Genomic DNA, 12,390 nt, shown 5'->3' with positions numbered 1-12,390 from the left:
CAGGCACTGGACGGAACGTACCAGGCCCGCACCGGGTCAGGACACCACCGGCAGCAGGTCGGGTCCGCCGTTCCTCGCCGACCGGGTGAGCGGCGGATGGGAGTCCCACAGGTACAGGAAGCAGCGGACCTGACGGTCTCCGTCGACCCACTCCTGCCGGCTCGGCTCGAAGTAGAGCGTGCCGACCCGGTTCGCCAGATCGTCGTCGACCGGCAGTGCCGCGTAACGCGCGATCAACTGGAGGCACCGTTCGTGGACGGTGTCGTCCTCGACGTTGAAATCGTCGTAGTCGAAGGCGTCGCTCTCCGCGTAGGCGCCGACGAACTCGCTGTAGTGCGGCTCGCTGCACGCTACCGGATCGATGGCCGCGAGATAGTCGTTGATGTTCCAGATCGGCTCGTGGCAGCCCAGCGCCAGCGGCGACTCGCCGGTCAGGGCGCCACGCAGGCTCCCGGTGCGCGGCACCACCTGGCCGAGGAACACGCTGCTGATCTCGGCCAGGTCGCACCGGAACCAGCGCGCCCCGGCGTTCCAGGCCTGCTGCGTCGGCACCACCACCCGGAGGGTGAGCCGGCCGTGCTGCAGCGACTGCCCGAGGAACTCGGCGGAGCGGGTGCCGCACTCGGCACGCGCCGAGACCCGGGTCGGCGTTGCGGGCGCCGGTACGATCGTCAGCTCCGCGTCGGCACCGGTGAAGGTGCCCACGTGCACCGTCTCGGCCCGGTGCAGCCGGTCGCAGTCGACCGGCTCGTAGCGTTGGGCGCTGCCGGAGACCGCCTCGCTGCGATGGCAGACGTAGTTCGCCGGGACGAAGACGGTCGGTGTGTCGAACCCGGCCCACCCGTCGGCGAGGTCACCGTCGACGCCTTCCAACGGCGGCGGTGCGCAGCCGGCCACCACGGACAGTGCGGCGGCGGTCAGCAACGCCGCCAGTCGGGCCCGCACCGGCGCGGGAGTCTGCCGCCGCGTCACGCGTACTGCACCGGCAGAGCGCTGGTGCCGCCGGCGCGCACCGACCGGGTCAGCAGCGGATCGGCCCGCCAGGCGTAGCAGCGGATGGTCCGGTCACCGTCGGCCCAGTCCGACGCGGCGGGGTAGCTGTAGACGGTGCCGACCCGGTACTGCAGGTCACCGTCATCCGGCACCTTCGCGAACCCGGCCACCACCGTCTTGCACCGGCGGTGCACCTCGTCGGCGTTCGACCGTACCTCCTGGTGGCTGAGCTTGTCCTCGACGTACGTCCCGGCGAACTCGGACTGGTGCGGTGCGTCGCAGTCGACGCGCTCGACGAGCAGTTCGCCGTCGCTGGCGACGGACGCCGAGTCGAAGCAGCGCAGCGGCACCGAACTCTCGGCGTCGGTCAGCACACCCGCAAGGGTGACCGACCGGAAGATGATGTTGTCGAAGTCGGTGCCCTGGGTCTCCCCGAGGTCGCAGCGCAACCACCGGGCACCGCCGTCCCAGGCCTGCTGCGACGGGGTGACCACCACCAGCCGCAGCGTCCCGGACCGCCAGGAGCCGCCGATGAACTCCGTGACCCGCTGATCGCACTCGGCGCGGGCGGCGAGCCGGGCGGCCGACCCCGGCTCCGGTGCGGTGTCTGCCGCGGCGTGCTCGCCGGTGAACTCGCCGACGTGCACGATCTCCAGCAGGTGCATCTGGGTGCAGTCGATCGGGATGTAGTCGACCATGGCACCGGAGGTCGTTTCCCGGTTGTGGCAGACACCGGCCTCGGGCACGAACGGGACCGGCTCGGCGAGTGGAGTCCACCCACCGGTCAGGTCACCGTCCACTCCGTCCGGCAGTTGTCCGCACCCGGCGACGGTCGCCACCGTCAGCGTCAGCGCCGTGGCCAGCACAGCTCGTCGTCCGTTGCCGGACCCGACGATCCACTGTCGCGCCATGCCCTGCCTGCCCTCCGTCGCCGTGACCCGGCCGGCGAGCCTACGGCATCGCCCCGTCGGGTCAATGGTCGCGGGTGGTGGCAAGGTCCGCGAAACCGGCGAGCACCGCCGCGCCGTCCCGGCCCGGACGGGCCGCCGCCAGGCAGGCCAGCGCGTCGAGCCGGTGCCGGTCGGCCTCCTGCCGGGCCCAGTCACGGCCACCGGCCTGCTCGACCAGCTGCGTCGCGCGGCGTACCTGGGTGTCGGTCGACGCGCCCGGGATCGCGTACAGCGACGCCAGCTCGGCCCCGGCGGCGGTGCCGCTGGTCAACGCGTACACCACCGGCAGTGACTTCTTACGCCGCCGCAGGTCGGCGCCGACCGGCTTGCCGGTCACCGCCGGGTCGCCCCAGATGCCGAGCAGGTCGTCGGTCAACTGGAACGCCATCCCGAGGTGGTGGCCGTAGCCGCGCAGCCCGTCGACCCGGTCGGCGTCGGCGTCGGCGTCGGCGCTGAGTGCGCCGAGGGCGCAGGCGGCCGCGATCAGCGCCGCGGTCTTGCCGGCCGCCATCGTCAGGCAGGCATCCAACCCCACCGTGGTACGGGACTCGAACGCCACGTCGGCGCTCTGCCCGCTCACCAGGTCCAGCAGCGCCCGGCACACCTCCGCCGTGGCGGCCGGCCGCCCGCGTACCGTGTCGAGGGCCAGCGCGAGCAGCGCGTCGCCGGCCAGGATGGCCTGCGCGTCACCGAACGCCGCGCCGGCGGTGGGCCGGCCCCGGCGGACCTGGTCGTGGTCCATCACGTCGTCGTGCAGCAGGGTGAAGTTGTGCACGAGTTCGACCGCGACCGCCGCCGGCACCGCCGACGCGGCCGACCCGCCGACCGCGTCGGCGGCGGCCAGGGTCAGCCCGCCCCGCAGCCCTTTGCCCCAGCCTGCGTCGGTGGGGTCACCGGCGGCGTCGCACCAGCCGAAGTGGTACTCGGCGACGGTGCGCACCGGGGTGGCGAGGCGGCGTACCGCGTGGCGCAGTGGGGGTTCGAGCAGCGACCGCGCGGTCGCCAGCCGGGCCCGGACGTCACGTGGCGTGGTGGCCGCTGCGGTCAATGCTGGCTCCCGAGCAGGGCCGCCTCCAGGTACTCGGCCGGCGGTGCGGCGGCGTCGACCGACCCGGCCGGGCGGTAGCGGCGGGTCCGGGCGGACCAGTCGACGTTGCCCCGCATCCAGCTGCGCATCCCGGCCAGGTACGGCACCAGCACCGCCGCGTGCCGGGGGTGGTCGGCCAGCGCCGCCGCTTCGACGGACAGGAACAGCGCGGTCTCGGCCCTGATCGCCCGCACGACCCGGTCCACCGCCGCGTCCCGGTCCAGCCCGTGGTGGTGCTGCACGATGTACGCCAGGTTGTGCACCTCGCCGAGGGAGCGTTCCTTGTCCAACGAGTAGACGTCGTTGGTCCAGCAGACCACGTTGCAGGCGGCGTCGAGCGCGGTCCGCACCGGCGGGCTGTCGTGGACGACGTCGGGTACGTCGATCCGTTCGACGATCTCGATCAGGTCCATGCAGACGTAGATCGCCCCGGTGTGCCGGCGGTTGGCGATGTAGGTCGCCTCGTCGGGCACGATGCCGGCGAGCCGGTTGCCGGCCTCCCAGGTGGCGGCGGTGGTCAGGCACTCCTGCAGGTGCCGGACGAACCGCTGTCGCCAGCGGGGCGAGGCGTCCGGAGCGGTCCGCTGCCACAGGTCGGCCAGCGACGACACCGCCCGGGGCACGTCGCGGCGTCGGGCGAGCGCGGCACCGTGGTCGGCGGCGGTCAGCACCGCCCGCATCGCGGCCATCACCTCGGCCAGCTGTTGCGGGTCGCGCCCGTCCGCGCCGTCGTCGAGCTGGTCGTCGACCAGGAACAGCCAGGCGAACCAGTCGGCGGTCAGCTCGGCGTGCCGGGCGTCGGCGCGGGGGTAGACCATGGCCGCGAACCAGCCGAAGTCGGCGTGGTCGAAGCGGGCACGGGCGCTGTCGCGCAGCACCAGGCCGGTGTCGCGTACCCATTCGGTCAGGTGCGCGCGGGCCCGGGCGACGTGCGGGTTGACCTGGTACGGGAAGCGGTCGAGGATCTGCTGTACGGGATCGAGGGTCACCGGCGCTCCAGGGTGAGATGGACCCCGCCGTGGGGGTGCAGGGTGATCAGGGCCTCGGGTCGTACCTCGGGTGCGCCCAGCGGCGACACCAGCCGGTACCGGCTGGCCACGGTGGCGAGCACCAGCACCAGTTCGGCGAGGGCGAAGTGTTTGCCGATGCAGACCCGGTGGCCGCTGCCGAACGGCACGTAGGCGTGTTTCGGGCGGCGGGCGATCTGCTCGGGGGTGAACCGCAGCGGGTCGAAGCGGTCCGGGTCGTCCCAGAAGTCCGGGTGGCGGTGCAGGAAGTAGCTGTTGATCAGCATGTTGGTGCCGGCCGGCACCCGGTAGCCGTCGATCACGTCGTCGGCGCTGGCCCGGCGCATGAACTGGTACGCGGGGGAGTAGATGCGCAGCGTCTCGTCGGCGACCATCCGGGTGTACGGCAACCGGGACAGGTCGTCGACGGTCGGCAGCCGTCCGGCGAGGACGGTGTCGACCTCGGCGTGCAGTCGTGCCTCGGCCTGCGGGTGCCGGGCGAGCAGGTAGAACGCCCAGGACAGGGTGTTGGTGGTGGTCTCGTAGGCGCCGATGCAGATGTTGAGCACCTCGTGGTGCAGCTGCTCCAGGTCCATGCCGTTGCCGTCCTCGACGTCAACGGTGTGCAGCAGCAAGGTCAGCAGGTCGGTGGGCTCCGACTGCCCGGCCGGGTCCGCGCCGGTGGCCGATCCAGTGGCCGTCCCGGCGTCCGCTGCGGTGTCCGGCGGTTGTACGTGCAGTCGCCGCTGGATGAAGGTGGAGACGAAGTCGTCCATGGTGGCGATCGCGGCGTGCAGCCGGCGGTGCCGGCGGATCGGTACGGTCAGCGGTGGGAACGGGAAACGGAAGAACGCCCCGAGAATCGCGTTGGCCTCGCCGAATGCGCGTTCGAACGCCTGTGCGCTGGCGCCGACCTCGGCACTGAACAGTGACCGGTTGACGATTCGCAGTGCGAGCTGACCGATCTCGTCTGTCACGTCGATGGTGCCACCGGGGCCGTAGTTCCGCTCCCACCGGTCAAGCATCTGCTCGGTTTCATCTGTCATGTTGCGGGTGAACGTGGCAACCGTACGGGGTGTGAAGTGCGGTGCCATCATCCGCCGTTGTCGCCGCCACAGTTCCATGTCGGGATTCGCGATGAGGCCCTTACGCAGGACCGGTCGGACCACTTTGAACAGTACGGCGTTCTTGTCGTATTTCTCCCCCTCGTCGACGAGGACGTGCCGGATGTAGTCAGGGTGGTTGACCAGCACCATCGGGATGCCCAGCGGCCGGAACCGGAAGATGTCGCCGTACCGGTCGATGCCGCGCCGCAGGAAGGTGATCTGGTCGCGTTTGAAGGCGAGGGTGCCGCCGACTCCGCTGCCTAATCGAATGGTGGGAATCTCCCTGGCTGCGGTGGTGACGTGGCCGCGTTGGTCGGAGGACATGGCGACGCGCCTTCCCGGGTCGGGGTCGCTGCTGGGGTGGTGGGTTGGCAGTGAATACTCGGCGATCATCGCATTGTCACCGATTTGTGTCAGGCTGATGTCGCTGTCGTTTCAGATTGTTTCCTGAGCGCAAAGAAGCTGTCGGTGGGTCATGTGATCATGGATTCTTGGTTTCTGTCCGCTCTGCGGTGATCACCTTACCGAAGGTGGCGACTCCACTACAAACAACAATTTGTTTTGACAATTGTGGTCCTTGAGGTCGTTTCTGAGTTGCGGGGAGAATGTTCCGTGATGTCGGTTAGGTAACGAATGCCCACTTAGCTCTGTCGAGGATGGAGAGATGGTGTGGCCGCACGTGCGGGGTCGTCGTCCGGGAAGGCCCAGACTGGAATAGTTCAAGTTTTGACTGTTGTCGGGTCGAATTTTGACGGGTTAACTATTCGATGTTTCGATGCGAACATGTCTCCATGGACGACCTGCCCGGCGGGACGAGCGGCCACCTGCTCGTCGTCGAGAACGATCCGGACGTCGCCGGCACGCTCGTCGCGCCGCTGCGCGTCGACGGCTACCGGATCGACCTGGCCCGCGACGGCCAGCAGGGCCTGCATCTTGCGCTGTGCCAGCGGTACCAGGTGATCGTCCTCGCCCGGCGGCTGCCGGTGATCGACGGTATGGACCTGGTCGGGCGGTTACGTCGCCGCGCGGTCGCCGCCCGGGTGCTGCTGGTCAGCACCCTGGCCGATCCGGCCGAACGGGTCCGTGGCCTGGACGCCGGTGCCGACGACTACCTGGTCAGGCCGTTCGACGTGGCCGAGTTCAGAGCCCGGGTCCGGGCACTGACCCGCCGTCGGTTCGACACCGCCGAGCTGGTCCCGATCGGTGCGGCGCAGCTCGATCTGGCCCAACGCCGGGTACGCCTGCCCGACGGCCACCAGGTCGCGCTCAGCGCCCGGGAGTTCGCGCTGATCCGGCTGCTGGCCACCCATCCCCGGACGGTGCACAGCCGGGGACAGCTGCGCCACCGGGTGTTCGGCGCCGGTCGTTCCCCGACCACAGTGGATACCTACGTGCACTACCTGCGCCGCAAACTCGGCGACGGCGTCGTGCGGACGGTGCACGGGCTCGGGTACCAGATCGGCACCCTGTGACCCGGCCGGTCGACCGGAGGCGGTGGCACGCCCCCGGCCGACCGGCCGCCCCGTCGCCGTCAGCGCCCGGTGAACCGGGCCGGTCGCTTGTCGACGAACGCCGCCATGCCCTCGCGTTGGTCCCCGGTGGCGAACAGGCTGTGGAAGACCCGGCGCTCGAACAGCACGCCGGCGCTCAGGCCGACCTCCTCGGCCTGGGCGACCGCCTCGCGGGCCAGCTGCGTCGCCAACTTGCTCCGGGCCGCGATGGTGGCCGCCGCGGCCTGCGCCTCGGCGAGCAGCCGGTCCGCCGGCACCACCCGCGACACCAGACCGAACCGCTCCGCCTCCACGGCGTCGACCTGCCGGCCGGTCAGGATCAGGTCCATCGCCCGCGCCCGACCCACCAGCCGGGTCAGCCGCTGGGTGCCGCCCATTCCGGGCATCACCCCGAGGCTCAGCTCCGGCTGGCCGAAGCGGGCGTCCTCGGCCGCGAAGATCAGGTCGCACATCATGGCCAGCTCGCAGCCACCGCCGAGTGCGTACCCGGCCACCGCGGCGATCTTCGGGGTGCGCAGCGCGGCGAACGCGTCCCAGCCGGCGAAGTGGTCGGTCGACGCGACGTCGAGGAACGACTTCCCGGCCATCTCCCGGATGTCGGCGCCGGCCGCGAACGCCGGCGCCGAGCCGGTGACGACGAAGCAGCCCACCCCGGGGTCGCGGTCCAGCGGAGTCAGCGCCGTCACCAGCTCGTCCACCGTCGCGGTGTCCAGCGCGTTCCGTACCTGCGGGCGGCACAGCGTCACCGTGACCACCCGGTCGGCCTTGTCGATCATGATGCTCATTCGGGTTCTCCCTCTGCCGCGTCGTGGTCAGGAATCCCAGATGGCGCCGTACGCCGGAATTCCGCGCCGTTCCAGCCCGTGCACCACCTGCCAGGTCAGCCGGCGGTTGGATATGCAGATGACAGCTTCGGCGTCGAACTCGACGTACGCCCGGTACGCCAGCGCGAGGATGTCCGGCTTGCCGTCGCGGTCGGTGTCCCACAGCACGGCGTCGGCGCTGCTGGCGAGGATCTCGGCCACCAACTCGTCGCCGAACGTCTCCCGGTGCCGGCGGGCCGCCCACACCAGCCGGGCCGGCACGTGCCCGGCCAGCAGGTGCGGCAGGACCGGGCCGATGCCGCTGCCGGTGGCCACGTACACCACCCGGCGGAACAGCGTCTCGATGTTGGCCACCCCCGCGGTGGGGATGCCCCGGATCCACACCTGCTCCGGTGCGTCGTCGATGAACTGCCCGGTCCAGTCGCCGGCCCGGGACACCGCCAGCCGGAAGCCGCCGCGCCCGGGCGCCGGTACGTTGGCGAACGAGTGCCACTGCCGCAGTGGGCTGCGGCTGACCGGGGTGGACGATCCGGGAAACGGTGTCACGCCGTGGTCGAAGTGGACCAGTGCGACGTGCGAGGACGGGCGGACCACCTCGACGGCGACCCGGCGCAGCCGCAGCCAGGGCAGCGCGACGCTGACCGTCAGCACGGCCAGTATCCAGGCCTGGGGTGTGCCGGCCAGGTCGGCGGGGGAGCCGGCCACCAGTGCGGTCTGCGCCCACAGCAGCGCCAGCGCCGCCCAGCCGCCGAAGCGGTGGACCCGTTCGAACAGGTCGTGGTGCGCCGACCGGACCGGCGGCAGCGCGGTGGCCACCATCCCCAGCAGCAGGACGGCCACCGCGTAGGCGGTCAGCAGCGCCGCCGTACCGCCGGGCCCGCCATGGACGGTCATGGCCGACAACTGCCCCAGGAACCAGGCGGTGCCGGCCAGCGCCGCGCCCACGTGCAGGCCGCCGAAGTGGTACACCTTCGCCAGGCTCGCGCGGACCCGCAGCGGCCAGCTGACCGGCGCCCAGGTGGCGAGCCGGAACAGCAGGTTGATCACGTACTGCTGGCGGACCAGGACCGCCAGCGCCACGTTGGCCAGGGCCGCCGCGCCCAGCGCCGGCACCCCGTTCGGCCCGGCCCACCAGCCGGCGCTGGCGCCGTACCCCAGCAGCGCGAGGTTGCCGGCGAGCACCGTCGCGACCAGCCGGTGATGGTGCATGAGCCGGGGGTGGGCGAGCAGCCCACGCCACCCGGGCAGGACCGGTGGCAGCGTCGTGCCGGGCGTCGGTTCACCGGTGGACGGTGCCGTCGGTGACCGTCGGGTCGAGACGGCGCTCACCGCTGTGCCCCGGTGGCCAGCCGGTGCAGAGCGGCCCGGTCCACCTTGCCCCGTCCGGTGATCGGCAACTCGGGCAGCGGGTGCACGGCCGCCGGCACGCAGTAGTAGGGCAGTGCGGCGGCGACCGCGTCGCGGCACCGCACGGGATCCACCTCGGCGGGGGTCACGAAGGAGACCAGTTCACGGTCGGAGAGCTTGAGGGTGACCGCGTGCCGGCAACCCGGCACGGTCTCCAGCACGGCGGAGACCGAGTCCAGCTCGACCCGGAAGCCGCGGACCTTCACCTGGTCGTCGGTGCGGCCCAGGTGCTCCAGTTCGCCGTCGGCGGTCCAGCGGCCGAGATCACGGGTACGGAACATCAGCCGGCCGCCGCCGAGGAACGGGTCGGGTGCGTACCGCTGCGCGGTGAGCTCCGGGTCGTCCAGGTACCCGGCCGAGACGCAGTCACCGCCGGCCCACATCTCGCCGACCTCGCCGATGCGGCACGGCCGGCCGTCGGCGTCGAGCACGTAGACGGTGTTGTTAGGGGTGGGCCGGCCGATGGTGAGCCGGTCGGCCGCCGGGTGGTGCCGGTGCATCGTGTTGACGATGGTCGTCTCGGTGGGCCCGCAGCAGTTGTAGAAGGTCCGGCCGGCGGACCACCGGTCGGCCAGCGGCCGCGGACATGGCTCGCCGGCGACCGCCACCACCTTGACCTGGTCGCACCGGGCCAGGTCGATGCGGCCCAGCACGGTGGGGGTGGCGATGACGACGTCACAGCGGGCGGCGGTGGCGGTGAGGTCGCGGTCGCGGATCAGCAGCGTCGCACCGTGGCTGAGGCAGCCGAGGATCTCCCAGGCCGCCATGTCGAACGCCACGTTGAGCAGCTGCGCCACCCGCCATCCCGGCTGGATGCCCAGGTCCCCGGGGGAGGTCAGCACGATGTTGGCCACGTTGCCGTGCGTCACGGTGACCCCGTTGGGCCGTCCGGTGGTGCCGGAGGTGAACAGGATGTAGCAGCCGTCGTCGGCCCGCACCGGCCGGGACGGTCGCGCCGGGGGCACCGGTGGCACCGGCTGGGCCATCAGCTCGTCGACCGCGATCCGGGGCACCGCCGGCAGGTGCGGTGTCCGGTGCATCGCGTCGGCGGTGGTGAGGACGACCCGGCACCGGGCGGTCGACGCGATCTGCCGCAGCTGTCCGACGGGTGTGATCCGCACGTCCTGCGGCACGTATGCCGCGCCGGCCTTCAGACTGGCCAGGATGGCCACCAGCATCGGGATCGACCTGCTGGCGAAGACGCCGACCGCGTCCGTGGTGCGCACACCCAGGGCGATCAGCCGGTGGGCGAGCCGGTCGGCCTGGCGGTCCAGTTCGCGGTAGCTGATGGTGGTGCCGAGGTGTTCGGCCGCGATCGCGTCCGGTGTGGTGGCCGCCCAGCGTCGCACCGCGAGATGAATCCCCGGCGGCGCCGCGGCGACCGTCGGGCCCTGCCCGAACTGGCGGAACAACTGGCGGTCCCGGGGTGGCAGGTGGTGCAGCAGCGGCCCCTGCCAACCATCGGTCGACAGCGGGCGGATGGTCGGCACGGTCGGGCCGCTGGTGCGCGGCGGTGCGTCGTCGATCATGCCGGTGCGGTGCGACAGCATGGCTTGCTCCTCGATCCCGGGCCGCCTCTTGCGGCCCAATAGATCGATGGTTGACGATTCTTCTGGGAAATTTCTTGGATTTGTTGTGATATGTCTTGATCGTGGTCAATCTTCGGGAAGGAGGGATTCACTGCGGCAACGGCGGCGACTGCGGGTGGAGGGCTGTCCGTCGACCCGCGCGGGTCCGGCCTGACACGACGACCCGATGCCTGAGTTGTCCCGATATGCGGACAATCGGAGCCGATCCGCGGTGGCGGATGTGGAACGCTTGCTCACGTTCGTAGACTGGCGCGGTGACCGCACCAGCGCCGATCATCGCACCCAGCATCCTGGCCGCAGACTTCTCCCGCCTGGCCGACGAGGCGCACGCGGTCGAGGGGGCGGCCGACTGGCTGCACGTCGACGTGATGGACAACCACTTCGTGCCGAACCTCACGATCGGCCTGCCGGTCGTGCAGAGTCTGCTGCCGGCCACCACGTTGCCGTTTGACGTGCACCTGATGATCACCGACCCGCGTCGCTGGGCACCGGGCTACGCCGACGCCGGGGCGTACAACGTGACGTTCCACGCCGAGGCGTGCGACGACCCGGTCGCGCTGGCCAAGGAGCTGCGGTCGGCCGGGGCCAAGGCCGGGTTGGCGATCGACCGGGACACCCCGGTCGACGACTATCTCGACCTGCTGCCCAGCTTCGACACTTTGCTGATCATGACGATCAAGGCCGGGTTCGGCGGGCAGCGGTTCATCCCCGAGATGCTCGACAAGGTCCGCACCGCCCGTCGGCACGTGGCCAGCGGCCACCTGGAGCTGCGGATCGAGGTCGACGGCGGGATCGCCGCCGACACCATCGAGCAGGCCGCCGCCGCCGGTGCCGACGCCTTCGTCGCCGGCACCGCCGTCTACGGCGCGGCCGACCCCGCCGAAGCGGTACGCAGACTCCGCCGGGCCGCCGAGCGGACCGCGCCACGGTGGTGAGCCCCGACGGGGCCGAGCCCCGGCCCGATCTGATCCTGGTCGTCGACGACGATGTCGACATCGCCCGGTTCGTCGAGGTCAACCTGCGGTTGCACGGGTTCGACGTGATTCTGGCCCACGACGGTCAGGAGGCGATCGAGGTCATCGAACGGCACCGCCCCGACCTGGCGGTGGTCGACCTGATGATGCCCCGCATCACCGGTCTGGAGCTGACCCGCAAGCTGCGCGCGGACCCGATGACCGCCGCGCTGCCGATCATCATGCTCACCGCGAAGGGGATGACCGCCGACAAGGTCAACGGGCTGACCGCCGGCGCCGACGACTACCTGGTCAAACCCTTCGACACCTCGGAGCTCATCGCCCGGGTGACCTCCACGTTGCGGCGTAACCGCGAGTACCGCGAGGTGTCGCCGCTGACCGGCCTGCCGGGCAACACCCGGGTCAGCCGGGAGATCACCGACCGGGTCCGCAGCGGCGCCGACTACGCCGTCGGGTACGTCGACATCGACCGGTTCAAGAGCGTCAACGACGTGTACGGGTTCGGCCGCGGCGACGAGTTCATCTCCACCCTGGCCCGGTGCATGCACCGGGCGGTGGTGTCGGTGGGGCTGCCGCCGGCCTTCCTCGGCCACATCGGCGGCGACGACTTCGTGGTGGTCTGCGCGCCGGAGCAGGTGCGGCCGATCATCGAGAAGGCGATCCTCGACTTCGAGAAGGCCGCCGACGAGCTCTACGATCCGGGCGACGCCGCACGCGGCTACGTCGAGGTCAAGGACCGGCGCGGCAATCTGCAGAAGGCGGCGTTGGTCACCCTCTCGGTGGGGGTCGCGGTGTCGGCCGGTCCCCGTCGGTTCAGTGAACCCCGCGAGATCATCACCGTGGCCAACGAGATGAAGTCGGTGGCCAAGAGTCAGCCCGGGTCGTACATCGCGGTCGACCGGCGGTTGTCCCCCAGCTGAGCTGGGAATCCCCTCCCCACCG

11 protein-coding genes are annotated in these 12,390 nt (G+C 71.2%); 3 read left to right on the top strand and 8 right to left on the bottom strand.

The window, feature by feature from the left end; all coding sequences use genetic code 11:
* Positions 1–36 precede the first annotated feature (36 nt).
* From O7608_RS22560 to O7608_RS22540, 5 genes are all read right to left on the bottom strand, one after another.
* Complete coding sequence (locus tag O7608_RS22560; RefSeq protein WP_289206497.1) at positions 37–972, bottom strand: septum formation family protein; 936 nt, start codon at positions 970–972, stop codon at positions 37–39.
* Complete coding sequence (locus tag O7608_RS22555) at positions 969–1,904, bottom strand: septum formation family protein (protein WP_289206496.1); 936 nt, start codon at positions 1,902–1,904, stop codon at positions 969–971. Before O7608_RS22555 ends, O7608_RS22560 begins: the two co-directional genes overlap by 4 nt.
* 61 nt (positions 1,905–1,965) lie before the next feature.
* Positions 1,966–2,991 (bottom strand): polyprenyl synthetase family protein, encoded by a 1,026-nt coding sequence (locus tag O7608_RS22550; protein WP_289206495.1) that lies wholly within the window; start codon positions 2,989–2,991, stop codon positions 1,966–1,968.
* Positions 2,988–4,019 carry a terpene synthase family protein gene (locus tag O7608_RS22545; RefSeq protein WP_289206494.1) on the bottom strand — a complete coding sequence of 344 codons (1,032 nt, stop codon included), beginning with the start codon at positions 4,017–4,019 and terminating at the stop codon, positions 2,988–2,990. Before O7608_RS22545 ends, O7608_RS22550 begins: the two co-directional genes overlap by 4 nt.
* Positions 4,016–5,467, bottom strand: a complete 1,452-nt coding sequence (locus O7608_RS22540) for a cytochrome P450 (RefSeq protein ID WP_289206493.1) — start codon at positions 5,465–5,467, stop codon at positions 4,016–4,018. Before O7608_RS22540 ends, O7608_RS22545 begins: the two co-directional genes overlap by 4 nt.
* Positions 5,468–5,934: 467 nt before the next feature.
* Here O7608_RS22540 and O7608_RS22535 point away from each other — a divergent pair, with 467 nt between their 5' ends.
* Complete coding sequence (locus tag O7608_RS22535; RefSeq protein ID WP_289206492.1) at positions 5,935–6,615, top strand: response regulator transcription factor; 681 nt, start codon at positions 5,935–5,937, stop codon at positions 6,613–6,615.
* 59 nt (positions 6,616–6,674) lie between these two features.
* Here the strand turns inward: O7608_RS22535 and O7608_RS22530 are convergent, their stop codons facing one another.
* From O7608_RS22530 to O7608_RS22520, 3 genes are read right to left on the bottom strand one after another with little or no spacing between them, the layout of a single operon-like run.
* Entirely contained in the window at positions 6,675–7,439 is a 765-nt protein-coding gene (locus O7608_RS22530) for an enoyl-CoA hydratase-related protein (RefSeq protein WP_289206491.1), read from the bottom strand.
* A 27-nt stretch (positions 7,440–7,466) separates the two neighbouring features.
* Complete coding sequence (locus tag O7608_RS22525) at positions 7,467–8,807, bottom strand: FNR domain-containing protein (protein ID WP_289206490.1); 1,341 nt, start codon at positions 8,805–8,807, stop codon at positions 7,467–7,469.
* Positions 8,804–10,435 carry an amino acid adenylation domain-containing protein gene (locus tag O7608_RS22520; protein WP_502959139.1) on the bottom strand — a complete coding sequence of 544 codons (1,632 nt, stop codon included), beginning with the start codon at positions 10,433–10,435 and terminating at the stop codon, positions 8,804–8,806. The genes O7608_RS22525 and O7608_RS22520 overlap by 4 nt, the downstream gene beginning before the upstream one ends.
* 293 nt (positions 10,436–10,728) lie before the next feature.
* Here O7608_RS22520 and rpe point away from each other — a divergent pair, with 293 nt between their 5' ends.
* Both rpe and O7608_RS22510 read left to right on the top strand, forming a co-directional pair.
* Positions 10,729–11,409 (top strand): ribulose-phosphate 3-epimerase, encoded by a 681-nt coding sequence (rpe, locus tag O7608_RS22515; RefSeq protein ID WP_289206489.1) that lies wholly within the window; start codon positions 10,729–10,731, stop codon positions 11,407–11,409.
* Positions 11,406–12,368: a GGDEF domain-containing response regulator gene (locus tag O7608_RS22510; RefSeq protein ID WP_289210992.1), complete on the top strand. Its 963-nt coding sequence runs from the start codon at positions 11,406–11,408 to the stop codon at positions 12,366–12,368. Before rpe ends, O7608_RS22510 begins: the two co-directional genes overlap by 4 nt.
* The last annotated feature ends 22 nt before the right edge of the window (positions 12,369–12,390 follow it).

This window comes from Solwaraspora sp. WMMA2056, from assembly GCF_030345095.1.
GTDB lineage: Bacteria > Actinomycetota > Actinomycetes > Mycobacteriales > Micromonosporaceae > Micromonospora_E.
The sequence above is the reverse complement of the archived record's forward strand: the minus strand, read 5'-3'. Positions and strand labels throughout refer to the sequence as shown.